Annotated in this window: 26 protein-coding genes; 15 read left to right on the forward strand and 11 right to left on the reverse strand. The window is 71.7% G+C overall.

Features of this window, described 5'->3' with window-relative positions:
• Position 1 precedes the first annotated feature (1 nt).
• The 3 genes from AC4OXY_RS19075 to AC4OXY_RS19085 all read left to right on the forward strand — a co-directional run bounded on the left by AC4OXY_RS19075 (position 2) and on the right by AC4OXY_RS19085 (position 2,395).
• On the forward strand, positions 2-1,432 hold the full coding sequence (locus tag AC4OXY_RS19075; RefSeq protein WP_491994282.1) for an MFS transporter: 1,431 nt from the start codon (positions 2-4) through the stop codon (positions 1,430-1,432).
• A gap of 97 nt (positions 1,433-1,529) precedes the next feature.
• Positions 1,530-1,748: a hypothetical protein gene (locus tag AC4OXY_RS19080; RefSeq protein WP_362821513.1), complete on the forward strand. Its 219-nt coding sequence runs from the start codon at positions 1,530-1,532 to the stop codon at positions 1,746-1,748.
• 194 nt (positions 1,749-1,942) lie between these two features.
• The gene (locus AC4OXY_RS19085) at positions 1,943-2,395 is read left to right on the forward strand and encodes a hypothetical protein (protein ID WP_376285331.1); all 453 of its coding nucleotides are present in this window, start codon (positions 1,943-1,945) and stop codon (positions 2,393-2,395) included.
• On the opposite strand, the gene AC4OXY_RS19090 is transcribed toward AC4OXY_RS19085, so the two are convergent.
• Entirely contained in the window at positions 2,376-2,972 is a 597-nt protein-coding gene (locus AC4OXY_RS19090; protein ID WP_356030929.1) for a TetR family transcriptional regulator, read from the reverse strand. The genes AC4OXY_RS19085 and AC4OXY_RS19090 overlap by 20 nt on opposite strands.
• A 40-nt stretch (positions 2,973-3,012) precedes the next feature.
• The gene (locus tag AC4OXY_RS19095) at positions 3,013-4,023 is read right to left on the reverse strand and encodes an aldo/keto reductase (RefSeq protein ID WP_491994283.1); all 1,011 of its coding nucleotides are present in this window, start codon (positions 4,021-4,023) and stop codon (positions 3,013-3,015) included.
• A 160-nt stretch (positions 4,024-4,183) separates the two neighbouring features.
• Between AC4OXY_RS19095 and AC4OXY_RS19100 the strand changes: the two genes are divergently transcribed.
• Entirely contained in the window at positions 4,184-5,227 is a 1,044-nt protein-coding gene (locus AC4OXY_RS19100; protein ID WP_356030926.1) for a chitinase, read from the forward strand.
• Positions 5,228-5,296: 69 nt separating this feature from the next.
• Here AC4OXY_RS19100 and AC4OXY_RS19105 read toward each other — a convergent pair whose 3' ends face one another.
• A complete protein-coding gene (locus AC4OXY_RS19105) occupies positions 5,297-6,679 on the reverse strand; it encodes a glycine--tRNA ligase (RefSeq protein WP_356030924.1) in 1,383 nt (460 codons plus the stop codon).
• A gap of 163 nt (positions 6,680-6,842) precedes the next feature.
• On the opposite strand from AC4OXY_RS19105, the gene AC4OXY_RS19110 reads away from it, so the two are divergent.
• The 4 genes from AC4OXY_RS19110 to AC4OXY_RS19125 all read left to right on the forward strand — a co-directional run bounded on the left by AC4OXY_RS19110 (position 6,843) and on the right by AC4OXY_RS19125 (position 9,967).
• On the forward strand, positions 6,843-7,802 hold the full coding sequence (locus AC4OXY_RS19110) for a metal ABC transporter substrate-binding protein (RefSeq protein ID WP_491994284.1): 960 nt from the start codon (positions 6,843-6,845) through the stop codon (positions 7,800-7,802).
• A gap of 20 nt (positions 7,803-7,822) precedes the next feature.
• Positions 7,823-8,575, forward strand: coding sequence for a metal ABC transporter ATP-binding protein (locus AC4OXY_RS19115; RefSeq protein ID WP_356030921.1), 753 nt, complete (start codon positions 7,823-7,825; stop codon positions 8,573-8,575).
• Positions 8,575-9,489 carry a metal ABC transporter permease gene (locus tag AC4OXY_RS19120; RefSeq protein ID WP_356030920.1) on the forward strand — a complete coding sequence of 305 codons (915 nt, stop codon included), beginning with the start codon at positions 8,575-8,577 and terminating at the stop codon, positions 9,487-9,489. Before AC4OXY_RS19115 ends, AC4OXY_RS19120 begins: the two co-directional genes overlap by 1 nt.
• 61 nt (positions 9,490-9,550) lie before the next feature.
• Positions 9,551-9,967 (forward strand): Fur family transcriptional regulator, encoded by a 417-nt coding sequence (locus AC4OXY_RS19125; RefSeq protein ID WP_071381702.1) that lies wholly within the window; start codon positions 9,551-9,553, stop codon positions 9,965-9,967.
• Between the two features lie 120 nt (positions 9,968-10,087).
• Here AC4OXY_RS19125 and AC4OXY_RS19130 read toward each other — a convergent pair whose 3' ends face one another.
• Together AC4OXY_RS19130 and recO are read right to left on the reverse strand one after the other, a co-directional pair.
• A complete protein-coding gene (locus tag AC4OXY_RS19130) occupies positions 10,088-10,939 on the reverse strand; it encodes an isoprenyl transferase (protein ID WP_356030918.1) in 852 nt (283 codons plus the stop codon).
• A 24-nt stretch (positions 10,940-10,963) separates the two neighbouring features.
• Entirely contained in the window at positions 10,964-11,713 is a 750-nt protein-coding gene (recO, locus tag AC4OXY_RS19135) for a DNA repair protein RecO (RefSeq protein ID WP_071370650.1), read from the reverse strand.
• Positions 11,714-11,903: 190 nt separating this feature from the next.
• On the opposite strand from recO, the gene AC4OXY_RS19140 reads away from it, so the two are divergent.
• From AC4OXY_RS19140 to AC4OXY_RS19160, 5 genes are read left to right on the forward strand one after another with little or no spacing between them, the layout of a single operon-like run.
• Positions 11,904-13,538 (forward strand): ABC transporter substrate-binding protein, encoded by a 1,635-nt coding sequence (locus AC4OXY_RS19140; protein ID WP_491994285.1) that lies wholly within the window; start codon positions 11,904-11,906, stop codon positions 13,536-13,538.
• 4 nt (positions 13,539-13,542) lie between these two features.
• Positions 13,543-14,499 carry an ABC transporter permease gene (locus AC4OXY_RS19145; RefSeq protein WP_356030914.1) on the forward strand — a complete coding sequence of 319 codons (957 nt, stop codon included), beginning with the start codon at positions 13,543-13,545 and terminating at the stop codon, positions 14,497-14,499.
• Entirely contained in the window at positions 14,499-16,466 is a 1,968-nt protein-coding gene (locus AC4OXY_RS19150; protein ID WP_491994286.1) for a dipeptide/oligopeptide/nickel ABC transporter permease/ATP-binding protein, read from the forward strand. The genes AC4OXY_RS19145 and AC4OXY_RS19150 overlap by 1 nt, the downstream gene beginning before the upstream one ends.
• Positions 16,463-17,479, forward strand: a complete 1,017-nt coding sequence (locus tag AC4OXY_RS19155; protein WP_356030911.1) for an oligopeptide/dipeptide ABC transporter ATP-binding protein — start codon at positions 16,463-16,465, stop codon at positions 17,477-17,479. The genes AC4OXY_RS19150 and AC4OXY_RS19155 overlap by 4 nt, the downstream gene beginning before the upstream one ends.
• Positions 17,480-18,406 (forward strand): dihydrodipicolinate synthase family protein, encoded by a 927-nt coding sequence (locus AC4OXY_RS19160; protein WP_356030909.1) that lies wholly within the window; start codon positions 17,480-17,482, stop codon positions 18,404-18,406.
• A 17-nt stretch (positions 18,407-18,423) separates the two neighbouring features.
• On the opposite strand, the gene AC4OXY_RS19165 is transcribed toward AC4OXY_RS19160, so the two are convergent.
• From AC4OXY_RS19165 to AC4OXY_RS19175, 3 genes are all read right to left on the reverse strand, one after another.
• Positions 18,424-18,843, reverse strand: coding sequence for an ATP-binding protein (locus AC4OXY_RS19165; protein ID WP_356030908.1), 420 nt, complete (start codon positions 18,841-18,843; stop codon positions 18,424-18,426).
• Between the two features lie 125 nt (positions 18,844-18,968).
• Complete coding sequence (locus AC4OXY_RS19170; protein WP_362821507.1) at positions 18,969-19,733, reverse strand: zf-HC2 domain-containing protein; 765 nt, start codon at positions 19,731-19,733, stop codon at positions 18,969-18,971.
• 25 nt (positions 19,734-19,758) lie between these two features.
• Positions 19,759-20,361, reverse strand: coding sequence for a sigma-70 family RNA polymerase sigma factor (locus AC4OXY_RS19175; RefSeq protein WP_376285362.1), 603 nt, complete (start codon positions 20,359-20,361; stop codon positions 19,759-19,761).
• Positions 20,362-20,484: 123 nt separating this feature from the next.
• On the opposite strand from AC4OXY_RS19175, the gene AC4OXY_RS19180 reads away from it, so the two are divergent.
• Positions 20,485-20,934, forward strand: a complete 450-nt coding sequence (locus tag AC4OXY_RS19180; protein WP_356030903.1) for a cupredoxin domain-containing protein — start codon at positions 20,485-20,487, stop codon at positions 20,932-20,934.
• A complete protein-coding gene (locus AC4OXY_RS19185) occupies positions 20,931-21,872 on the forward strand; it encodes a metallophosphoesterase family protein (protein ID WP_491994287.1) in 942 nt (313 codons plus the stop codon). Before AC4OXY_RS19180 ends, AC4OXY_RS19185 begins: the two co-directional genes overlap by 4 nt.
• Here AC4OXY_RS19185 and AC4OXY_RS19190 read toward each other — a convergent pair.
• The 3 genes from AC4OXY_RS19190 to AC4OXY_RS19200 are packed head-to-tail and all read right to left on the reverse strand — an operon-like array spanning position 21,850 to position 24,898.
• Entirely contained in the window at positions 21,850-23,070 is a 1,221-nt protein-coding gene (locus AC4OXY_RS19190; protein ID WP_376285368.1) for a sialidase family protein, read from the reverse strand. The two genes, AC4OXY_RS19185 and AC4OXY_RS19190, sit on opposite strands and share 23 nt — an antisense overlap.
• Positions 23,067-23,804: an ABC transporter ATP-binding protein gene (locus AC4OXY_RS19195; RefSeq protein WP_356030899.1), complete on the reverse strand. Its 738-nt coding sequence runs from the start codon at positions 23,802-23,804 to the stop codon at positions 23,067-23,069. The genes AC4OXY_RS19190 and AC4OXY_RS19195 overlap by 4 nt, the downstream gene beginning before the upstream one ends.
• A complete protein-coding gene (locus tag AC4OXY_RS19200) occupies positions 23,801-24,898 on the reverse strand; it encodes an ABC transporter permease (protein ID WP_491994288.1) in 1,098 nt (365 codons plus the stop codon). The genes AC4OXY_RS19195 and AC4OXY_RS19200 overlap by 4 nt, the downstream gene beginning before the upstream one ends.
• Positions 24,899-25,006: the final 108 nt, after the last annotated feature.

Raw genomic sequence — 25,006 nt, forward strand, 5'->3', positions numbered from 1 at the left:
CATGAGCGAAACCGTCGTCTCCACCCGGGCCGTCCGTACGACGGCCGCGCCGCCCGCACTCGGCGGGCCCGGGCTGTTCACCGTGCTGCTGGCCGCGGCACTGCCGCTGATCGACTTCTTCATCGTCAACGTCGCCCTGCCGACCATCCGCACCGACCTCGCCGCGAGCGAGGCGGTGCTGGAGCTGGTCGTCGCCGGGTACGGCGTCGCGTACGCGGTGCTGCTCGTGCTCGGCGGGCGGCTCGGGGACCTGTTCGGCCGGCGCCGGCTGTTCCTCGGCGGGATGGCCGCGTTCGGGCTGACCTCGCTGGCCTGCGGGCTCGCGCCGGACGCGTGGAGCCTGGTCGCGGCGCGGGTCGCGCAGGGCGCCGCGGCCGCCGCGATGCTGCCGCAGGTGCTCGCCATCATCCAGGCCACCACGCGCGGCGCGCACCGGGCGCGGGCCATGAGCCTGTACGGCGCGACGGCCGGACTGGCCATGGTGGCCGGGCAGATACTCGGCGGAGTGCTCGTCGCCGCCGACATCGCCGGGACCGGCTGGCGGGCCGTGTTCCTCGTCAACGTGCCCGTGGTCGTGGCGGGTCTGCTCCTCGCCGTACGGTTCGTGCCCGAGACCCGCTCGCCGCACCCCGAGCCCGTCGACGGCCCCGGCACCGTCCTGCTCGCGGTGTCCCTGCTGACGCTGCTCGCGCCGCTGACCGAGGGCCGGGCGGCGGGCTGGCCGCTGTGGACGTGGCTGTCGCTGGCCGTGTTCCCGTTCGCCGTCGGCGCGTTCTGGGCCGTGGAGCGGCGGGCCGACCGGGCGGGGCGGACCCCGCTGGTGCCGCCGAGCCTGCTGGCGCTGGCCTCGCTGCGGCGCGGTCTGCTGCTGATCGTGCCGTTCTCGATCGGCTTCAGCGGCTTCATGTTCGTGATCGCGCTGGCGCTGCAACAGGGCGCCCGGCTCTCCCCGGTGCCGGCCGGGCTCGCGCTCGCGCCGATGGCCGTGACGTTCCTGCTCACCTCCCTCGCCGGCCCCCGGCTGATCGCCCGGTACGGCACCCGGGTGGTCACTGCCGGTGCCGTCGTCCAGGGCGTGGGCATCCTGCTGCTGGTGCTGGCCGCCTGGCGGGACTGGCCGCACCTCGGCCTCGCCTCGCTGCTGCCGGGCGCGGCCGTCGCAGGAGTCGGACAGGCGCTCCAACTGCCCAATGTGATGCGGCTGGTGCTGTCCGAGGTGCCGCCGGCCCGGGCCGGGGTCGGCAGCGGCGTGATGGTCACCACCCAGCAGTCCGCGCTCGCCCTCGGCGTGGCCACCCTGGGCACGCTGTTCCTCACCCTCGTACCGCGCGTGGGCATGCGGGAGGCACTGCTCGTCGCGTTGCTGGCGCAGTTGGCCGGGATCGTGCTGACGGGCCTGCTCAGCCTGCGGCTGCCGCGCGAGATCGGCTGAGCCCCGGCCACGACTCGCCCAACTGACCGTGAACAACTCCCTGTTGATGTTGATTCTGCTGCACACTCCCTGCGGGCACGCAGAGACGGAGGCAGGGATGGCACAGGACAACAGCACGAGCAAGGTCAGCCGCTGGGACCGGCACGGCCGGGAGCACGTCGTACGCGTGGAGCGCACGGGCGTGCAGCGGCTGATCAGATGCGACACCTGCGGCTGGCGCAGAAGCGCGCAGTTCCTGCCGTGGCTGAAGGCGGAGGAGCATCTGGCCGAGGTCCACCAGGCGACGGTCGACCCGGCGGGCAGTCACCAAGGGTAAAAAACGGGTAACGGAGAGGATTGGGAAAACGTTGTCCAACCTGCGGCTTTACGCAAAGCGATAGACGTTTCAACGGCTGCCGCGGCCCGTTCGACATGCCGCTGCGCCGCACTCGGGTGAGCCTGGACTGGCGAGCAGGCCCCGCGAGGGCCGCTCGCGACAGGGGGGAACTCCCTCGAAAACAGGAGACCCACATGAGCTTCACCCGGAGCCGCTGCGCCCGAGCGCTCGCCGCCGGCACCCTCTCCCTCGCCCTGCTGTCGGCCGGTACGGCCGCAGCCTTCGCCGCGAACGAGAAGCCGAGCCCCTCACCCACCACACACATGACGGGCAAGCCGAAGCCCACGTCCAGCCCCAGCATGGACAAGGCCTCGATCACCCTGACGGCCAAGCCGACCACGGTGAAGACCGGCGAATCGGTGAAGCTCGCCGGACGCACCTCGGGCCTGAAGATCGGCTCCCCGCTGGTGCTCCAGCACGAGGTGAACGGCAAGTGGACCAAGCTGACCCCGACCACGGTGGTCAAGAAGAACAACTCCTACGCCATGACCGCCAAACTGCCCAAGGGCACGCACGTCCTGCGGGTCGTGAGCGCGAACAAGGCCGGCAAGGCCGTCTCGCCGACCGTCACGGTGAAGGTGAGCTGAGTCCCCTCACCAACAGGTCCACCACCGCCGTGAACTCCTCGTCGATGCCGGGGCCGGTCCATTCCCTGGCGTAGCAGGGGTCGTGGAAACGGCCGGTGGCCTGGAAGACGGCGCGGGCCGCAGGGGCCGGGTCGGGTACCGGGAAGGTGCCCGACTCGGCCCCCGTCGCGATGATCCGGGTCAACTGCCCGGTCAGTTCGTCGATGTGCTCGGCGACCGCCGCGACGTTCTCGTCGGTCAGCACCGTGTACGTCGCGAACAGCTCGGGGTCGTCGCCCGCCTTGTGCCGCTTGGCGTCGAACAGCGCCACGAGCCAGGCCCGCAGCCGCTCCTCGGGGGTGCCGTCCATGGAGACGATGCCGGCCAGCCGCTGCGACGTGCGGTCCAGCCAGCGCTTGGTGACGGCCTCGCGCAGTGCCGCCTTGGTGCGGAAGTGGCGGTAGACACTGCCGTGGCTGACGCCGAGCGCGCGGGCCACGTCGACCACGGTGGCCTTGGCCGGGCCGTGCCGGCGCAGCACCTCCTCGGTGGCTTCGAGGATGCGCTCGGCGGTCAGGGTCCCGGTGGGCGGTGTCATGTCATAGACCGTACGTCATGGGCCTGGTACGGCCGCCGGGTCAGCGCTCGCTGTCGAGCGTCGTCATCTGCGCGGACGGGTAGCGGTCGCCGGCCGCCGCGTCCGCCGGCACGGCCTCCTCGATCGCCGCCAGGTCGGCCGCGTCCAGGGTGACGTCCAGCGCGCCGAGCGACTCGGTGAGCCGCTCGCGGGTGCGGGCGCCGACCAGCGGGACGATGTCGTCCCCGCGGGAGAGGACCCAGGCGATGGCGGTCTGTGCGACCGACGCGCCCTTCTGCTCGGCGATCTTGCGCAGCGCCTCGACCAGGTTCAGGTTGTGCTGGAGGTTCTCGCCCTGGAAGCGGGGCGAGTGGGCACGGAAGTCGGTCGGGGCGAGCTGCCGGTCACGGGTGAAGTGGCCGGAGATCAGGCCGCGGGACAGCACGCCGTACGCCGTGATCGCGATGCCCAGCTCACGGACGGTCGGCAGGATCTCCCGCTCGACGCCCCGGCTGATCAGCGAGTACTCGATCTGGAGGTCGGCGATCGGAGCGGTGGCGGCGGCCCGGCGGACGGTCTCGGCGCCGACCTCGCTGAGGCCGACGTGCCGGACGTAGCCCTTCTCGATCAGTTCCGCGATGGCGCCGACGGTCTCCTCGATCGGCACGTCCGGGTCGAGGCGGGCGATCCGGTAGACGTCGATGTGGTCGACGCCGAGGCGCTGGAGGGAGTAGGCGGCGAAGTTCTTCACGGCGGCCGGGCGGCCGTCGTAGCCGGTCCAGTTGCCCTCCGGGTCGCGCAGGGCGCCGAACTTCACGCTGGTCAGGGCCTTCTCGCGCAGGGCGGCCGGGGCGGTGCGCAGGGCCTCGCCGATCAGCATCTCGTTGTGCCCCATGGCGTAGAAGTCGCCGGTGTCGAGGAGTGTGACGCCCGCGTCCAGGGCGGCGTGGACGGTCGCGACGGACTCCGCGCGGTCGGCGTCGCCGTAGAGCGCGGACATGCCCATGCAGCCGAGGCCGAGGGCGGAGACGGTCGGGCCGGTGGTTCCGAGGTTTCGGGTTCGCATCGTCATGTCCCCCACTGTGACACGACGACTGACAAATTTCAATATCTGTCAGTCCAACTATGTCAGCGAATTCGGGAAAATGGTCCAGACCTATTGACGAGAGGTCTGGACCACGAGCACTGTCATGCCTACGACACCTCGCCGCACCCCCACCGGGAGGCCTCGCATGCTCAGACGTCTGCTCGCCGCCGCGCTCACGGCCGCCGCCCTCGTCCCCCTCTCGATCGCCGCCGCCCCGACCGCCTCCGCCGCCGACACCTGCGCGGTCAAGTCCCGGCCGGCCGGAAAGGTCCTCCAGGGCTACTGGGAGAACTGGGACGGCTCGGCCAACGGGGTCCACCCGCCCTTCGGCTGGACCCCGATCACCGACTCCCGTATCCCCGCGCACGGTTACAACGTGATCGACGCGGCCTTCCCGGTGATCCGGTCCGACGGCACGGCGCTGTGGGAGGACGGCATGGACACCGGCGTGAAGGTCGCCACCCCGGCACAGATGTGCGCGGCGAAGGCCTCCGGCCAGACGATCCTGCTCTCGATCGGCGGCGCCACGGCCGGCATCGACCTCAACTCGACCGCCGTGGCGGACACGTTCGTCTCGACCATCGTCCCGATCCTGAAGCAGTACAACTTCGACGGCATCGACATCGACATCGAGACCGGCCTGACGGGCAGCGGCAACATCGGCCAACTGTCCACGTCCCAGGCCAACTTGATCCGCATCATCGACGGGATCCTGGCGCGCATGCCGTCGGGCTTCGGCCTGACGATGGCCCCGGAGACGGCGTACGTCACCGGCGGCAGCGTCACCTACGGCTCGATCTGGGGCGCGTACCTGCCGATCGTCAAGAAGTACGCGGACAACGGCCGGCTGTGGTGGCTGAACATGCAGTACTACAACGGCAGCATGTACGGCTGCTCCGGCGACTCCTACGAGGCCGGCACGGTCGCCGGCTTCACGGCGCAGACCGACTGCCTGGACAAGGGGCTGGTGGTGCAGGGCACGACCGTCAGGGTGCCCTACGACAAGCAGGTCCCGGGCCTGCCCGCACAGCCCGGCGCGGGCGGCGGCTACCTGTCACCGTCGCTCGTCTCCCAGGCCTGGCAGCACTACGGCGGCGCGCTCAAGGGCCTGATGGACTGGTCGATCAACTGGGACGGTTCGAAGAACTGGACGTTCGGGGACAACGTGAAGGCGTTGCAAGGGCGTTGAGGCAAGGAAAAACGCCCACCCTCCGGCCGACCGAGTCGGCTGGAGGGTGGGCGTCGGCGACGGTGGGCGTCAGCAGCCGATGAGACGCTGCGCCAGGTAGCCCTCGATCTGGTCCAGGGACACGCGCTCCTGCTTCATCGAGTCGCGCTCACGCACGGTGACGGCGTTGTCCTCAAGGGTGTCGAAGTCGACCGTCACGCAGTACGGCGTGCCGATCTCGTCCTGGCGGCGGTAGCGGCGGCCGATGGCGCCGGCGTCGTCGAACTCGATGTTCCAGTTCTGCCGCAGCGCCTGGGCGAGGCCCTTGGCCTTCGGGGACAGCTCGGGGTTGCGGGACAGCGGCAGGACGGCGACCTTCACCGGGGCCAGGCGGTGGTCCAGGCGCAGCACCGTGCGCTTCTCCATCTTGCCCTTGGCGTTCGGCGCCTCGTCCTCGACGTAGGCGTCGAGGAGGAAGGCCAGCATCGTGCGGCCGACACCGGCCGCGGGCTCGATGACGTACGGGGTCCAGCGCTCCTGGGCCTCCTGGTCGTAGTAGGCCAGGTCCTGGCCGGAGGCCTTGGAGTGGGCGCCGAGGTCGTAGTCGGTGCGGTTGGCGACACCCTCCAGCTCGCCCCACTCGCTGCCGCCGAACTGGAAGCGGTACTCGATGTCGGCGGTGCGCTTGGAGTAGTGGGAGAGCTTCTCCTTCGGGTGCTCGTACCAGCGCATGTTCTCGGTACGCAGGCCGAGGCCCGTGTACCAGTTCCAGCGCTGCTCCATCCAGTACTCCTGCCACTTCTCGTCCTCGCCCGGCTTGACGAAGAACTCCATCTCCATCTGCTCGAACTCGCGGGTGCGGAAGATGAAGTTGCCGGGCGTGATCTCGTTGCGGAAGGACTTGCCCATCTGGGCGATGCCGAACGGGGGCTTGCGGCGCGAGGTGGTCTGCACCTGGGCGAAGTTGGTGAAGATGCCCTGGGCGGTCTCGGGACGCAGGTACGCGACGGAGCCGGAGTCCTGGGTCGGGCCGAGGTGGGTGGACAGCAGGCCGGAGAACTGCTTGGGCTCGGTGAACTGGCCCTTGTTGCCGCAGTTCGGGCAGTTGATGTCAGCGAGGCCGTTCGCCGGGGCGTGGCCCTTCTTCTCCTCGTACGCCTCTTCCAGGTGGTCGGCGCGGAACCGCTTGTGACACGCGGTGCACTCGGTCAGCGGGTCCGTGAAGGTGGCGACGTGGCCGGACGCGACCCAGACCTCGGAGGCCAGGATGACGGACGAGTCGATGCCGACCACGTCCTCGCGCGACGTCACCATGTAGCGCCACCACTGGCGCTTGATGTTCTCCTTGAGCTCGACACCCAGCGGTCCGTAGTCCCAGGCGGCGCGCTGACCGCCGTAGATCTCACTGCACGGGAAAACGAAGCCACGGCGCTTGCTCAGGCTGACGATGGTGTCGATCTTGTCGGCGGCCACGGTGCTCTCTTCATGACGATTACGACGACGGGCGATGGAGCGAGATGCATCCAGCTTGCTTGCGAATGATTCAGGGTACCGGCGGGGGCTCCCCCTCAATCAAATCGGTACCGCTCACCAGGCTTGTTGACAACGGTTTCCATATTTGTTGAAAATGACTGTCATGAACGTACGACGACGCCTCATACCCACCGCCGCGCTCACCGCGGTCACCGCCCTCGGTATCGGCACGCTGTCCGCCTGCTCCAGCGACAAGGCCGAGGCGGCGAACACCGGCAAGCTCGGCGTCGTCGCGTCCTTCTATCCCATGGCCTTCCTGGCCGAGCAGATCGGTGGCGCCCATGTGCACGTCACCAGTCTCACCTCCCCCGGCCAGGAACCCCACGACCTGGAGATCAGCCCCAAGCAGATCGCGATGCTCCAGGACTCCGACGCGGTCGTGTACCTGAAGAACCTCCAGCCCTCCGTCGACGACGCGGTGGCCCAGTCCCCGGTGAAGACGAAGGTCGACGCGGCCGCCCTGACCACGCTGGAGAAGCACGGCAACGAGGTCGGCGGCCACGCGGCCTCCCACGACACCCACCCCGGCGAGGAGTCCGGCGCCGAGGACCCCCACATCTGGCTCGACCCGGTGCGCTACGCCCAGGTCGCCCAGGGGGTCGGCAAGGCCTTCGAGAAGGCCGACCCGAAGCACGCGGCCGACTACGAGAAGAACACCGCCGCGCTGGTCGGGAAACTGACCGACCTGGACAAGCAGTTCAAGGACGGCCTGGCCCGCACGAAGACCAAGGTCTTCATCACCACGCACGCCGCCTTCGGCTACCTCGCCGAGCGCTACGGCCTGACCGAGGAGGCCATCAACGGCCTCGACCCCGAGTCCGAGCCCAGCGCCGCCCGGGTCCGGGACCTGGAGAAGATGGCCAGGGCCGACGGCGTCTCCACCGTCTTCTACGAGACGCTCGTGAGCGACAAGACCGCCCGGACCATCGCGGGCGACGCCGGCCTGAGGACCGACGTCCTGGACCCCATCGAGGGCATCACCGCCAAGTCCCGCGGCAAGGACTACTTCGCCGTCCAGGAGGCCAACCTCAAGGCCCTCCAGCAGGCGCTGGGCGCCAAGTGACCGGCAGGGAGGGCAGGATCATGGGAGAGCCCGTCATAGCCCTGCGCGGGGTGACCGCCGAACTCGGCGCCCGTCCCGTGCTGCGCGGCATCGACCTCACCGTCGGCCGCGGCGAGGTCGTCGCGCTGCTCGGCGCGAACGGCTCCGGCAAGTCCACCGCGATCCGCACGGTCATCGGCCAGGTCCCGGCGAGCGGCGGCACGATCGAGCTGTTCGGCACCCCGCGCCGCTCGTTCCGCGCCTGGTCGCGCGTGGGCTACGTACCCCAGCGCACGACGGCCGCCGGCGGGGTCCCCGCGACGGTGACCGAGATCGTCTCCTCCGGGCGGCTCTCCCGCACCCGCTTCGGCGTCTTCCGCCGGGCCGACCGGGAGGCCGTGCACCGGGCCCTGGCGGCGGTCGGGATGGCCGACCGCGCCAAGGACTCGGTGAACGCCCTCTCCGGCGGCCAGCACCAGCGCGTGCTGATCGCCCGCGCGCTCGTCGCCGAACCCGAGCTGCTGATCATGGACGAGCCGATGGCGGGCGTCGACCTGGCCAGCCAGGAGATCCTCGCCCGCACCCTGAAGGAGCAGGTGGCGGCGGGCGCCACGGTCCTCCTCGTGCTGCACGAACTCGGCCCGCTGGAGCCGCTGATCGACCGCGCGGTCGTCCTGCGCGACGGCTGCGTCCTGCACGACGGCCCGCCCCCGCAGGCCCTGGGCCAGCACGCGCTCCCCGGCCACGACCACGTCCACCCCCACGAGTCGATCCACACGGGACTGCTGAGCTGATGGACTTCCTGAACTACGCCTTCATGCAGCGGGCACTGCTCGCCGCCGTCCTGGTCGGCATCACCGCCCCCGCCGTCGGCATCTACCTGGTCCAGCGCCGCCAGGCCCTGATGGGCGACGGCATCGGCCATGTGGCGATGACGGGGGTCGGACTGGGCTTCCTGTTGTCGACGTCCCCCGTGTGGATGGCGACGGCGGTCTCGGTCCTCGGCGCGGTCCTGATGGAGCTGATCCGCTGGTACGGAAAGACGCGCGGCGACATCGCCCTCGCCATGCTCTTCTACGGCGGCATGGCCGGTGGCGTGATGTTCATCAACCTCGCGCCGGGCGGCTCCAACGCGAACCTGACGTCGTACCTGTTCGGCTCGCTGTCCACGGTGTCGCAGTCGGACGTCGTCTCGATCTGCCTGCTCGCCGCGTTCGTGGTGCTGGTCACCCTCGGGCTGCGCCGCCAGCTGTTCGCGGTCAGCCAGGACGAGGAGTTCGCCCGGGTCACCGGCCTGCCGGTGCGCGCGCTCAACCTCCTGACGGCGGTGACGGCGGCGGTCACGGTCACGGTCGCGATGCGCGTGGTCGGGCTGCTGCTGGTGTCCGCGCTGATGGTCGTGCCGGTGGCGGCGGCCCAGCAGCTCACCCGCAGCTTCACCGCCACGTTCGTGATCGCCGTCGCGATCGGCATCGCCGTGACCGTCAGCGGCACGATCACCTCCTACTACCAGGACGTCCCGCCCGGTGCGACGATCGTTCTGCTGACCATCGCCGCGTTCGTCGCGCTGACCGCGCTGGCCACCCCGCTGGCCCGGCGACGCGCCCGCGCGGCGGCCCAGGCCGGGCCCGCCGGGGACCCGGCGGAGTGCACGATCCCGACCACGATTCCGGCCACGAGAGGGGCCGGGGACGAGATCGGCGTCTGACCGCCGGCAGCCCGGGCTGGCACAATGGCCCGGGCACAGGCGAGACGTGAGGAGGCAACCGGTGACGACCGCTGGACCGCCCGTGAAGGGCCGCGCGACCCGACAGCGGGCAGCCGTGTCGGCGGCGCTGAACGAGGTGGACGAGTTCCGCAGCGCGCAGGAACTGCACGACATGCTCAAGCACAAGGGCGACTCGGTCGGGCTGACCACGGTGTACCGCACCCTGCAGTCCCTCGCCGACGCCGGCGAGGTCGACGTCCTGCGCACCTCCGACGGCGAGTCCGTCTACCGCCGCTGCTCGACCGGCGAGCACCACCACCACCTGGTGTGCCGTGCCTGCGGCAAGGCCGTGGAGGTCGAGGGCCCGGCCGTCGAGAAGTGGGCCGAGGCGATCGCGGCGGAGCACGGCTACGTCAACGTGGCCCACACGGTGGAGATCTTCGGTACGTGCGCGGACTGCGCGGGCGGCGCGTCCTAGCCGGCCGCGGCCGAAGCACCGCCCGAGTCGGCGAACGGCTTCGTGAAGAGGTGGCGCAGCACGCTGCGCGGGCCTTGGCCCACAGGGCGAGGACGAGATCGCCGTCCTCGCCGTCCGTGGCTACGAAGTGGCCTGGTTCCCCTTGATGGCGGCTTCCATGGCCAGCAGTTCCTCGTTCGGCACGGCCCCGCCGAAGCGCCGGTCGCGGGAGGCGAACTCCATGCAGGCCCGCCACAGGTCGCGCCGGTCGAAGTCCGGCCACAGCACGTCCTGGAAGACCATCTCGGCGTACGCGCTCTGCCAGAGCAGGTAGTTGGAGGTGCGCTGCTCGCCGCTGGGCCGCAGGAAGAGGTCGACGTCCGGCATGTCGGGGTAGTACAGGTACTTCTGGATGGTCTTCTCGCTGACCTTGGCCGGGTCGAGCCGGCCCGCCTTCACGTCCTCGGCCAACGCCTTGGCGGCGTCGGCGAGTTCGGCACGGCCTCCGTAGTTCATGCAGAAGTACAGCGTCAGCAGGTCGTTGTCCTTGGTCTGCTCCTGGGCGACCTGGAGCTCCTTGGCGACCGACTTCCACAGCCTGGGCATCCGGCCCACCCAGCGCACCCGGATCCCGAGCGCGTCGAGCTGGTCGCGGGTCTTGCGGATGAAGTCGCGGTTGAAGTTCATCAGGAAGCGGACCTCGTCGGGCGAGCGCTTCCAGTTCTCCGTCGAGAAGGCGTACAGGGAGATGTTGCGCACCCCGACCTCGATGGAGCCCTGCAGCACGTCGAGGACCCGCTCGGCGCCGACCTTGTGCCCTTCCGTCCGGGGCAGCCCGCGCTCCTTCGCCCAGCGCCCGTTGCCGTCCATGACGATGGCCACGTGGTTCGGCACCAGCTCGCCGGGGAGCTTCGGCGCGCGGGCACCCGACGGGTGCGGCTCCGGCGCCTGGTACTCGCGGCGCTGACGCCCCAGGATCCCGCGTACGACCATGTGCTTCTCGTCTCCCTACTACCGCTAGCTTTTTTCCACGTACCGCAGCGAGCGCAGCCCGCGCTCCAGATGCCAGTGCAGGTAGGCCGACACCAGCCCACTGCCCTCGCGGACGTACCGCGCCTCGCACGTGTCCGCCGTCTCCCAGTCTCCCGTAAGCAGGGCCCCCAGGAGAACCAGGGCCTGCGGTGAGGGTACGACGCTGCCGGGCACCCGGCAGTCGACGCAGACGGAGCCGCCGGAGGCCACGGAGAAGAACCGGTTGGGTCCGGGCATCCCGCACTTCGCGCAGTCGCCGAAGCTGGGGGCGTATCCGTTGACGGCGAGGGAGCGCAGCAGGAAGGCGTCGAGGACGAGGTGCGGGGCGTGCTCCCCGCGCGCGAGCGTCCGCAGGGCGCCCACGAGCAGCAGATACTGCTGCACCGCCGGCTCCCCCTCGTGATCGGTGAACCGCTCGGCGGTCTCCAGCATGGCCGTCCCGGCGGTGTAGCGGGCGTAGTCGGTCACGATCCCGCCGCCGTACGCCGCGATGGTCTCGCTCTGCGTGCACAGCGGCAGCCCGCGCCCGACCAGCTCGCTCCCGCGCGCGAAGAACTGCACGTCGACGTGGGAGAAGGGCTCCAGCCGGGCCCCGAACTTCGACTTCGTCCGCCGCACCCCGCGCGCCACGGCGCGTACCCGCCCGTGACCGCGCGTGAGCAACGTGATGATCCGGTCCGCCTCACCCAGCTTCTGGGTGCGCAGCACGATGCCGTCGTCGCGGAACAGGCTCATGCCGTCCATTCTCACGTACGGGGACCACTGCGCTGTCCGTCCGGGTGAAAACAGCCGATATGCATGGAGGGGGCCATTCCCTGTGCGCCCCCTTGACCGCCCCCAAAGCCCCTTTTATGGTCACGCTGACCGAACCGGACGTAGGACGTCGTACCTCCTCTCTCACCTCCCCGACCTCGCTGGAGGCCCCGTGCGTGACGACGTGACCCGCGACCTGCCGGCCCCGCGCCGCCGGTCCTTCCTGAAAGGCGCCGGCGCGCTCGGGCTGGCCGCCGCCCTGCCGTCCACGCTGGCCGCCTGCTCGGGCGGGCCGCAGTCCACGAACGACACCGGGGGCGGCGGCAGCGGGAAGGACCGGACGCTGACCGCCGTGATCGGGTACGGCAACGACGGCAGCTGGGATCCGACCCAGACCGCGTCGGCCTTCTCGATGGCCGCCAACAACCACATCTACGAGGGCCTGCTGGACACCGATCCGATCAGCCGGGTGCCGTATCCCGCCCTCGGCACCGAGGTGCCCGGCGATCCCGGCGCCACCACCTGGAAGTTCGGCCTGCGGAAAGGGGCCACCTTCCACGACGGCACGCCCGTCACCGCCGACGACGTCGTGTTCGTCTTCGACCGGATCCTCGACCCGAGGACCCCGACCCTCGCCAAGGGGTTCTTCGAGAGCTGGCTGAAGGAAGTCCGGAAGGTGGACGACCGCACCGTCGAGCTCGTCCTCAAGTTCCCCTTCCCGGACGGGCTTTCGCGGCTCACCCTGGCCAAGATCATGCCGAAGCACGTGTTCTCCCGGCCCGGCGGCTGGGACAGGGCGATCACGGGGCTGGCGGTCGGCTCGGGGCCGTACCGGCAGAGTGCGCATCATCCGAAGTCGAACACGACGTTCGAGGCGTTCGCCGCGTACAACGGGCCGCGCCCGGCCGCCTTCCGGCGGATGAACTGGCTGACGATCGTCGACGCGGCGCCGCGCGTCGCGAAGATCTCCGGGTCCGACGCCGGCGCGCAGATCGCGGACAACATCCCGTACGCCAACATCGCGCGGCTGGAGCAGGGCGGGCTGACGGTCTCGGGCGGGGCCGGGATGAACAACCTCTTCCTGATGTTCAACACCGCGCACAAGCCCTTCGACGACGTGCGCGTGCGGCAGGCGCTCCACTACGCGATCGACCGGCAGAAGATGGTGCAGGTCGCCCTCCGGGGGCACGGGAAGCCCGCCTCTTCCTTCCTCAACGAGGGGAATCCGTCGTACCGGCGGGCGAAGACCGTCTACGACCACGACCCCGAGAAGGCGAAGGCGCTGCTGAAGGCCGCCGGGGTCAGCGGGCTGAGGGTCAACATCCTCGCGGTGAACGTCAGTTGGATCGTGGACTGCCTGCCGACCATCAAGTCCTCCTGGGACGCGATCGGTGTCGAGACGACGCTGGCGCCGCAGGAGACCACGGCCGTGTTCACCAAGATGGACCAGAAGCAGGACTACCAGGTGGCGGCGGCGGCCTCCAATCCCAATCAGTTCGGGCTCGACGCGGACCTGATCATGCACTACAACTACGGGCCGCAGAACCTGTGGATGGGGTACACGCGGTGGGCCGGCGATCCCGTCGCCCAGCGGCTCTTCGCCGACATGGACCGGGCGACCGCAGAGCCCGACCCCGCGAGGAAGAAGGCGCTCGTCCAGGACTGCATCGACGTCGTCGCCGAGCAGGCGGTGCTGTACCCCGTCGTCCACAACGAGCTGATGACGGCCTGGGATCCGCGCAGGCTCACCGGGATAAGGGCCCAGCCGTACCCCGGGATCAACGTGCTCCAGGCCAAGTGGGTCTGACGGCATGACGGCCGTCGTACGGATCCTGCTGCGCCGTGTCGCCCTGCTGGTGCCGCTGCTGCTCGGGATCGTGCTGTTCGTGTTCCTGGTGATGCGGTTCTCCGACGTCGACCCGGCGTCCGCGTTCTTCCAGGGCGCGAACCCGACCCCGCGGCAGCTGCACGACTTCCGGGAGCGCAACGGACTGCTGGACCCGCTGCCCGTGCGCTACGTCCACTTCGTCGGCGGCCTGCTGCACGGCGACCTCGGCACCAGCGCCCTGACCCGCGCGCCCGTCGTCGACCAGGTCACCACCGCGCTGCCGCTCACCCTCCAGCTGACCTTCCTCGGCCTCGGCGTCGCCGTGGTGCTGGCGCTGGCGGGCGGGGTCACGGCCGCCGTGTACCGGGACCGGGTGCCGGACCAGGTCATCCGGGTCGTCTCGCTCGTCGGGGTCGCCGCGCCCGGGTTCTGGCTGGCGCTGCTGATGATCCAGTACCTGGCGGTGGACCGGGGCTGGTTCCCGACCGGCGGATACATCAACCCGGCCGATTCGCTCACCGGTTGGCTCAGGACGATGGCGCTGCCCGCCTTCGCGCTGTCGCTGCCGGTCGCCGCCCAGCTCATCCGGATCGTGCGGACGTCCGTCGTGGAGGAGCTGGACAGGGACTACGTCCGGACGGCGATCGGGAGCGGGCTGCCGCCCCTCGTGGTGGTGGGGCGGAACGTACTGCGCAACGCCCTCGTCAATCCGCTCACCGTGCTCGGGCTGCGGGTCGGCTATCTGCTCGGCGGTGCCGTCGTCATCGAGACGATCTTCTCGCTGCCCGGCATGGGCAAGCTGATGATCGACGCCGTGCAGAACGGCGACCCGGCCGTGGTGCAGGGGGTCGTGCTCACCACGGCCACCGGGTTCGTCGTCGTGAACCTCGTCATCGACATCCTGTATCTGCTGGTCAACCCACGTCTGAGGGCGGCCTGATGAACACCCGCACCGGTCTCGTCGAACGGCTCACCCGGCCCGGCGGCGTCCGGCTGCGCGGCTGGCGCCGGCTGCCGCTGCCGTCGAAGCTCGCCGTCTGCTTCCTGGCGGTCGTGATCCTGGTCGCCGTGTGCGCCCCGCTCCTCGCCCCCGACGATCCGCTCGACCAGCAGGCCCCGGCCGGCGGCAGCGGGCATCCGTCGGCCGCGCACTGGCTCGGACAGGACAGCCTCGGCCGGGACGTCCTGAGCCGGCTGATGTACGGCGCCCGCTGGTCGCTGGCCATCGGGCTGGGGGCGACGGGGCTCGCGCTGGTCGTCGGCGCCGTCGTCGGGGCGGTCGCGGCCACCTCCCGCAAGGGGGTCGACGAGACGCTGATGCGCTGCCTGGACGTCGTCATGGCGTTTCCCGGCATCGCGCTCGCCGCCGTCCTCGTCGCGGTGTTCGGCGGCGGGATCGGGGTCCTGATCTGCGCCATCGCGTTTCTCTTCACGCCGCCCGTCGCCCGGGTCGTACGCGCCAACGTGCTCGACCAGTACGGGGAGGACTACGTCACCGCCGAGCGGGTCATCGGGGCCCGCACCCCGCACATCGTGCTGCGGCACGTGGCCGTCAACTGTGCCGCGCCCGTGCTCGTCTTCTGCACGGTCCAGGTCGCCGAGGCGATCGTGTTCGAGGCGTCGCTGTCGTTCATCGGGGCGGGGGTGCGGCCGCCGGATCCGTCCTGGGGCAGTGTCATCGCCGACGGCAAGAACATGGTGCTGACCGGCGGCTGGTGGGCGACCGTCTTCCCCGGGCTGCTGATCCTGCTCACCGTGCTGTCGCTGAACATCCTCTCCGAGGGGGTGTCGGACGCGTGGGCCGCGCCCGCCGCCCGTGAAGTCGCGGCCCCCGAGGACCAGTTGGAGAAGGCGGTACCGGGCGACGTGCTCCCCCTGCCGGGGCTGTCCCAGGCCGCGCGGCGGCTGCGTGCGCGCGCCCGGCCCCGGCCCGGCCGCGGCGGTCAGCCGGTGCTCGCCGTGGAGAACCTCGCCATCGGCTTCCCGGACCGGCACCGGGGCGTGGACATCGTCGCCGGGGTCGGCTTCGAGGTGTACCCGGGCGAAGTGCTGGGCCTGGTCGGCGAGTCGGGCTGCGGGAAGTCGCTGACCGCGCTCACGATCATGGGCCTCCAGCCGAGACAGGCCCGGGTGCGCGGGCAGGTGCGGTTCCAGCAGCGGAACCTGCCGACCGAGCCGATGCGGGTACGGCGCCGGCTGCTCGGGCACGAGATGGCGATGGTCTACCAGGACGCCCTGTCCTCGCTGAACCCCGCCATGACCATCCGCGCCCAGCTGCGGCAGCTGGTGCGGCGCGGGGGCCGTCGCAGCCCGGGCGAGCTGCTGGAGCTGGTCGGGCTGGACCCGGAGCGCACCCTGCGCAGCTATCCGCACGAGCTGTCCGGCGGGCAGCGCCAGCGCGTGCTGATCGCCATGGCCCTGTCCCGCGAACCCGGGCTGATCGTCGCCGACGAGCCGACGACCGCCCTCGACGTCACCGTGCAGGCCCAGGTGATGGAGCTGCTGCTGCGGCTGCGCGAGGAGCTGGGCTTCGCGCTGCTCCTGGTCTCGCACGACCTCGCGCTGATCGCCGACGTCACCGACCGGGTGGTGGTGATGTACGGCGGGCAGATCGTGGAGAGCGGGGTGACCGCCGACCTGGTGGCGGCGCCGGCCCACCACTACACGCGCGGGCTGCTCGGCAGCGTGCTGTCGCTGGAGTCGGCCGAGCAACGGATGACGCAGATCAGGGGAGTCGTGCCCTCCCCCGCCGACTTCCCGGCGGGCTGCCGCTTCGCCGACCGCTGCCCGCGCGCGAGCGAGGTGTGCCACGAGCGCGCTCCGGTCCTCGCCGGCACGGCCACGCACACGGCGGCCTGTCACCACCCTGCCGTGCCCGTGGAACCCGTGGAGGAGGCGCTCCAGTGACCGCGATCATCGACGTACGGGACGCCCATGTCGTCCACAAGGCGCGCGGCGGCGGTCTGTTCGCCCGCGACCGGGTGTACGCCCTGACCGGCGCCGATCTGTCCGTGGCGGCCGGTGAGACGGTCGGGGTCGTCGGCGAGTCGGGGTGCGGGAAGTCGACGCTGGCGAAGGTGCTGGTCGGTGTCCAGCGGCCGGTCTCGGGGGCGGTGGCGTTCCGGGGGCGGGACCTGTGGGCGATGCCGGCCGGGGAGCGGCGGGCCACGGTCGGCGCGGGCGTCGGCATGATCTTCCAGGACCCGTCGACCGCGCTGAACCGGCGGCTGCCCGTGCGCCGGATCCTGCGCGACCCGCTGGACGTCCACGAGCGCGGCAGCCGGGCCGAACGGGACGTGCGCGTGAGGGAGTTGATGGGCCTGGTGGGCCTGCCCCGGGCGCTCGCCGACGCCCTGCCCGGGCAGCTCTCCGGCGGGCAGCGCCAGCGCGTCGCCATCGCCCGCGCGCTCGCCCTGGACCCGGCGCTGGTCGTCGCCGACGAGCCGACCAGCGCGCTCGACGTGTCGGTGCGCGCGCAGATCCTCAACCTCCTGCTGGACCTGAAGGACCGGCTCGGGCTGGCGCTGGTGTTCGTCTCGCACGACATCCAGACGGTACGGCGGATGAGCGACCGGGTGATCACCATGTACCTGGGCCGGATCGTGGAGGAGACCCCGGCCGACCGGGTGACGGACGCGGCCCGGCACCCGTACACCCGCGCGCTGTTCTCGGCCACGCCCGGACTGCTGGATCCCGTCGACCCGATCCCGCTGACCGGGCCGGTGCCGTCGGCGACCCGGCCGCCGAGCGGCTGCCCGTTCCGCACCCGGTGCTGGAAGGCGGACGCGGTGTGCGCGGAGTCGATGCCGGACTTCTCGGCCGCGTCACGGCCCGGACACCGCTACCGCTGCCACCATCCTGTGGAGGAGGACCGGCCGACCCGCGACCTGGCCCGACAGAGCCTGCCACAGGAGCCCTGAATGACGTTCCCCGTCCCGCTCACCGGTGTCGTCCCGCCCGTCTGCACTCCCCTGACACCGGAGGGCGAGGTGGACGTGCCCTCGCTGCTCCGGCTGGTGGACCACCTGGTGGGGGGCGGGGTGCACGGGCTGTTCCTGCTCGGCTCGACCTCCGAGGCGGCCTTTCTGACGGACCGGCAGCGACGGCAGGTCGTGTCGGCGGTCGTCGCGCACGTGGGCGGCCAACTGCCCGTCATCGCCGGGGCCATCGACATGACCACGCCCCGCGTCCTGGACCATGTCACGGCGGTGACGGCGGCCGGGGCACAGGCGGTGGTCGTCACCGCGCCCTTCTACACCCGCACCCACCCCGCGGAGATCGTCCGCCACTACCGGCGGCTCGCGGCGGTGAGCGAGGTGCCCGTCATCGCGTACGACATCCCGATGGCCGTGCACACCAAGCTGCCCGCCGATCTGGTGCTGGGGCTGGCCGCCGACGGGGTGCTGGCGGGGCTCAAGGACTCCAGCGGGGACCTGGGCGCCTTCCGGGAGGTCGTCACGGGCGCCCGCGCGCACGCCGGGTTCAGCGTGCTGACCGGCTCCGAGCTGATCGTGGACTCCGCGCTGGCGCTCGGCGCCGACGGCTGCGTGCCGGGGCTCGGCAACGTCGACCCGCACGGGTACGTCCGGCTGTACCGGCTGTGCCGGGCGGGCGACTGGGCGGGGGCGCGGGCCGAACAGGAGCGGCTGTGCGCGCTGTTCGGGCTGGTCGGGGTCGGTGACCCGGGTCGGATGGGCGGGAGTTCCTCGGCGCTGGGCGCGTTCAAGGCGGCGCTGCAGCTGCGCGGGATCATCGACTGCCCGGTGACGGCCGAGCCGCAGGTGCCGCTGTCCGGCGAGGAGACGGAGAAGGTCGGCAAGTTCCTGGCGGCGGCGGGGTTGCTCTAGGGGGTGTGCCGGGGCGGTCAGGCCGGGCAGCGGAGGCAGGCGCGGACCTCCCGGCCGCCGCGTGTCTGGTGGATCTCGGTCGACTGCGCGAGGCAGGTGACGATGCCGGTGCCGCGGCCGTGTTCGTCCGGGGCGACGTCGTGCGGACCGTGCTCCACCGCGGTGCCCGAGTCGCTGACCACGATGGACAGGGCGCCCTGGTCGAGGACGAGCACCAGCGTCATGCACTCGCGGCCGTACCGGGCGGCGTTGGCGGTGAGTTCGTCGACGATGAGGACGGCGGAGTCGCGCTCGCTCTCGGGCACGCTCCAGCACTCCAGCAGATCCGCCGTGAAGTGACGCGCGGCGGAGACGTGTGCCTCCCGTGCGGGCAGGGTCAGCGTCGCCCGCTGGGAGCAGGGCCCTGGGCTGGTGCGCCCGGGATCGGTCACATACATGGTCTTCCGGCTCTTCTGTGTGGGTGCGAAAGCTGTAGGTGAGCGCTCATCCGGTAATACGCACGGCGACGGGCGTACGGTTCGAGCGATTTGCACCTTTTTACGCCCGGATTTCTCCGCCCGGATCACGCCCGGATCGTGACCAGCTTCTGGCCGTTGCCGGCGACGATCTCGAAGTGCTCGATGGCTCCCGGAGACATGGGGACCGCTCCCGGGATCCTCGTCCCGGCCGGGTACGCGCCGGCCCGCCAGGTGGCGGCGTCCGCCCTGGCCCCGCCGGACCCGACCGCCTGCAACCGGCAGACGATGCCGGCCGGCGCACCATGCGCCGAGACCCGCAGGACACTGCCCCAGGCCGACGGGAAGACCTCCACCGAGGCGGTGACGCCGGTCGTGGCATCGCTTCCGGAGAAGGTGCGCGACGGAGTCGACGTGGCGGCCCCGGGCGGCCTGCCCTCGCTCGTCACGGACGCGCCGGTCACCAGCCAGGTGCCGCCGACCGCCGCCGCCGCGACCAGCATCAGGGAGGCGGCCGCGCCGGCCAGCTGCCACCGCACGGTCCTGCGGCGCCTGGCCGCGGCCCGCCGGAGCATCCCGTCGAGCAGCCCGGCCCCGGGAGCCCGGGGCGCCGCGGGCGGCGCGCTCCCGGCCGCCCGCCGCACCAGGCGGTCGACCGGCTCCTCGTCGCCCGCGGGCACCGCACCGCCCGCCGCCTCGGCAGCCGTGACCGTCGCGAGCAGCGCCGGCAGTCCGGCCAGCTGCTCGTACTCCGCCCGGCACGCGTCGCACGTCGCCAGATGGGCGCGCACCTGTTCCGTCTCGGCCGGGGACAGCGCGCCCAGGACGTACCCGCCGAGCGCCATCCGCAGAGCCTCGTGGTCCGCGTTCACGGCCGGCGCCTCCTCCGTGCCTCGGTCATGGCTCGATGCCTCGCTCCTGCAACGCGAGCCGGAGGGCGTGCAGGGCGTAGTACGTCCGCGACTTGACGGTGCCCAGCGGGATGCCCAGCACGTCCGCCGCCTCCGCCATGGTCCGGCCCCGGTAGTACGTCTCGACCAGTACGGCGCGGTGGTCCGCAGACAGCGTCCGGACTGCGTCGGCCACCGCCCAGCTCTGCAGCGCCTGCTCGATCCGGTCCTCGCCCGCCGTCCGCTCGGCGACCCGGTCCAGGGCGTCGCCGCCGGTCTCCGCGGGCCGGGCCTGCCGGGCCCGGTGGGCGTCGATGACCAGGTGCCGGGCGACCGTGAACAGCCAGGCCCGGGCGGAACCGCGGCGGGGTTCGAACGCGGCGGGATGCCGCCACGCCCGCAGCAGCGTCTCCTGTACGACATCCTCGGCCCACTGCCGGTCTCCTGACGTCAGGCGCAGCGCGTAGTGGAACAGGGGCCCCGCGTGCTCGGCGTACAGAGTGCGGATCAGCTCCTCATCCGTGGCCGGCACGGTCCCTTCACCAGGGACACGGCGCGCGGAGCGATCCGTATCGGCTGTCCCGCCACGTCTGCGGGCGCTCCATGGCATAAGCAGATCATTACGCATTTGCTCACTTTTGTCGCGTATCGACCGAACCAGTCGGCAGCACCGCCCGTGAAGTCAGGAAAGGGCAGACACATCCCCCTTCCTGAGAGGTGAGGAGCGAACACCATGCACCCGAACTTCGGTCACTCCGTCCGGCGCTCACTCGTCACGGCCGGGCTCGCCACCGTGACGGCGGCCGGACTGGGGTTTCTCAGCGCGTGCGGCCAGTCCCCGCACGCCACCTCGGTCGGCGCCATCACGGCCGGTCCCGGTCAGCACCAGATGGCCGGGATGCCCGGCGCCTCCGCACCGGACCCCGCGGCGAGCACCGTGACGATCAGGAGCTTCGCGTTCACCCCGGCCACCCTGAAGATCAAAGCGGGCACGACGGTGACCTGGACCAACCAGGACACCGACGCCCACACCGTCACCAGCGCCACCGCGGGCGGACCGCTGCACTCGCCCGCCCTGGCCACCCACGCCGGCTACAGCCACCGGTTCACCGAGCCGGGCACCTACGCCTACCTCTGCACCATCCATCCCTTCATGACGGCCACGGTGGAGGTGACCCGATGACCGGGTACCGCGAGCACGACATGACACGACGTCAACTCATACGGCACGCGGGGTGGTTCGGCGGGGCCGTCGTGCTGACCGTGGCCGGCGGAGAGGTGATCAGCCACATCGCCGGCCCCCGGGACACCGTCGCGGAGGCCGCTGCGCCGACCACCGGCGCCCTGCGGTTCGTGCAGGTCTCCGACAGCCACATCGGCTTCCACGGGCCGGCGAACCTGGACGTGGCCGGCTCGTTCACCGAAGCCATCGACCAGGTCAACGCACTCGGCTTCCGGCCCGACTTCGTCATGCACAGCGGCGATCTGACCCACCTGTCCACGACGGGCCAGTTCGACCAGGTCAGGCAGATGATGACCCGGCTGCGGACGGACCGCGTCTTCACCGTGCCGGGCGAGCACGACTCCATCGGCGACGCGGGCCGCGCCTACCGGCAGGTCTTCGGCAGGGGCACGCTCGGCGACGGCTGGTACAGCTTCGACACCCACGGAGTGCACTTCGTCGCCCTGGTCAACACCCTGAGCCTGGAGAAGCTGGGCCACCTCGGGACCGAGCAGATCGACTTCGTGCGGCGGGACCTGGCGGGGCAGTCGCCGGACACCCCGATCGTGGTCTTCAGCCACATCCCGCTGTTCGCCATGTACCTCCGGTGGGGCTGGAGCACGGACGACGCGTTGAAGGTGATCGCGCTCCTGCGCCGGTTCTCCTCGGTGACCTGTCTCAACGGACACGTCCACCAGCTGTTCACCAAGACGGAGGGCAACATCACCTTCCACTCCGCCACCACCACCGCCTACCCGCTGCCGAAGCCGGGCCGGGCCCCCGCCCCCACTCCGCAGGTCGTACCCGCCCGGCAGCTCAGGGCCGCGCTCGGCATCCGCACCGTGGGGTACCGGCAGGGCGACCGGGAACTGGCGGTCAAGGACCAGCGGCTGGCATGAGCGAGGGCACGTCCAGCCTGCGGAACTCCAGGCTCTCGTAGCTCCCGGCGGTGCCCGTCTCGTACAGGACGCCCACCGTGGCGGGGCCCAGCTGGACCAGGTCGGAGTAGGCGGCCGGGCGGTCGGAGAGGGTGAGCCGCTTGGTGAAGGTGCGGCCGGCGTCCGTGCTGGTCCACAGGGCGAGCGCCCGGCGGGCGGTCGGCACGGAGGGGGCGGAGAACAGCAACGGGGCGCCCGGTCCCCGGAGTTGGAGGACGCTGCCCTGGACCACGGGGACGTCGGACAGGCTCGGCTGACGGGCGTACGGGCGGTCGAGGGAGCGGCCGCCGTCCCCGGAGTAGCTGTCGAGGCGGTTGCCGGGGGCGCTGCCGTACTGGTCACGGGCGTTGAAGTAGAGCCTGCCGTCCGGGAGTTGGGCCGCCGTCGTCTCGTTGACGTTGGTCACACCGCGGGTGCTGTCCGTCACGAAGCCCAGGTGCCAGGTGCGGCCGCTGTCGTCGCTGTAGAGCGCGTGGCCGCCGTCGCGGCCGGAGCCGGCGGAACCGGAGGAGCCGGCGGGCGGGGCGACGGAATGGTTCGCGGGGACGAGGAGACGGCCTCGGTGCGGGCCCCGGGTGAGGGCGACGGCGTGGCCGGGGCCGGTGGCGTACCAGCGCCAGTCGGATCGCTTCACCTGAGCGGTGATGTCGGCCGGGGGTGAGAAGCGGCGGCCGTCGTCCCGGCTGCGCTGGACGTACACCCGGCGCTCCCCTTCGCCGCTCATGATCTCACCCTCCGTCGCCGCCCCGCTGTTCCCGCAGGTCACGAGCACGACGGCGCCGGTGCGCGGGTCCACGACCGGCGCCGGGTTGCCCCGGGTGTCCCCGTCCCCGGGCGTCACGACGGTCAGCGGACCCCAGGTGCAGCCGCCGTCGGTGGAGCGGCGCAGGACGACGTCGATGGCACCGGTGTCCCCCGCGTCGTACCGCCGCCCCTCGGCGAAGGCCAGCACCGTGCCCTGCCGGGTCCGGACGACCGCCGGGATCCGGTACGTGTGGTAGCCGCCCAGGCCCGAGACGTAGGGGACGGAGGAGGCGCAGCCGTGCGCGGGGGGCGCGGGTGCGGCCCCGGCGGGCAGGGCGGCGGCGAGCGGGAGGAAGAGGCCGAGGGCGGTGAGGAGGACGAGGGCGGTGAGCGGGGTGCGGCGGAGCGGGGTCATCCGCTCATCGTCGTCGCAACCCCTCCCTCCGGCGGGTAGCCCACGCTCGTGCCGCTGCCGGACGGCGGCACGCCGAGGCGGCCGTCGCGGACCTCGACGACGCGGTCGGCGGCACGCAGGTGCGTGCGGTCGTGGGTGACCAGGACGGTGGCGGTGCCCCGCTCGTGGGTCAGCCGGGTGATCAGGTCGACGACGGCGGCGCCGCGTTCGTGGTCGAGGGCGCTGGTGGGTTCGTCGACCAGGAGCAGGGTCGGCTCGTTCATCAGCGCGCGGGCGATGCCGACCCGCTGACGCTGGCCGCCGGAGAGCTGGTGGGGGCGCCGGCCGGCCCGGTCGGCGAGGCCCACCGCGGCCAGCAGCTCCAGGGCCCGGCCGCGCGCCCTGGCCGGTGAGCGCCCGTCGATCGAGGCCATGAGCTGGAGCTGTTCGACCGCGGTGAGCGAGGGCAGCAGATGGGGCTGCTGGAAGACGATGCCGATGGTGCGGCGGCGCAGCTCGGTCAGTTCCGCGCGGCTCAGACCGGCCGTGGTGGCACCGTCGACGCTGACCGTGCCGGCGTCGGGCGTGACGAGGGTGGCGGCGACGGCGAGGAGGCTGGACTTGCCGGAGCCGGAGGGCCCGGCCACGGCGGTCAGGGTGCCCCTGGGCACGTGCAGGGTGACGTGGTCGAGGGCGGTCAGGCGGTCGTCGCCGTCGGGGTAGGTGAGGGTGACGTCGGACAGGTCGAGGCTCATCGGGCGCTCCCCAGGGCGGTCAGCGGGTCCACCGAGGTGATGCGGCGGACGGACAGGGCGGCCCCGAGCGCGCCGAGCAGGATCATGACGGCGGCGGGGGCGAGGACGGTTGCGGGGGTGAGGAGGAACGGCACCGTGTCCGGTACGACGAGGGCGCCGAGCGCGGCGGCGATGCCGGTGCCGAGGAGCGTGCCGCCGACGAGCAGGGCGGCGGCCTGGCCGAGGGCGTCCCTCAGCAGGTGCGCGGTGGAGGCGCCGAGCGCCTTCAGGACGGCGATGTCGCCGCCGCGCTGGATGGTCCAGACGGTGAAGAAGGCGCCGACGACGAGCGCGGAGATGGCGAACAGGAAGCCGCGCATCAGCTGGAGGGAGCCGTTCTCGGAGGCGTAGGAGCCGATCGCGGAGAGCGAGCCGTCCTTGGTGACGGTCCTGGTGCCGATGACCCGGTCGGCGGCCGCGACATCGGCGCCGCCGGTCGTGTCCAGGGCGATCACCGTCGCCGTCGCTCCGGCACCGGCACCGGCGGCGCCGGGAGGCGCCACGCTCCCCCAGGTGGTGAGGCCGGTCCAGATCACGGGGGTGTGGCTGAAGGAGGCGTCGCCCGCCACGGCCGCCACCGTCAGCTTCCGGCCGGCCAGGGTGAAGGTGTCGCCGGGTGCGAGGCCGCCGAGGCCGGCGGCGGCGGTGGTGGACAGCACCGCCGTACGGTCGTGGATCGCGGCGCCGTCGGGGGCCAGACGGGAGCCGGAGCGGACACCGAAGGCGGAGACGGGGGTGCTCCGGTCGCCCGCGGTGGCCTTGGTGGTGGTGATCCCGAGCGGTTCGGCGCGAAAGACGCCGGGCACCTCGGCCCACCGTTGCCATTGCCGGGCGGTGACGGTGGAGTCGCCGTACGACAGGCTCCGCCCCGGTCCGGGGGCGGCGAAGGCGATCCGGTCGGCGGGCAGGCCGGTGATCGCGGAGATGTTCTGCCGGCCCAGACCGGCGGTCAGTGCGGACAGCAGCCCGACCAGCAGGGTGATCAGGGTGATGACGGTCCCCATCAGGGCGAACCGGCCCTTGGCGAACCTCAGGTCTCTCCAGGCGACGAACACGGCTGCGACTGCTCTCTGCGGAGGTGGACGGAGTGTGCCTCCACCGTCGCCGCCCGCGCCCGCCGCAGGCATCTGGCGACGGAGGTCACTTCGCGGATCGAACGGCGG

It is taken from the genome of Streptomyces sp. HUAS MG56, from assembly GCF_058673395.1.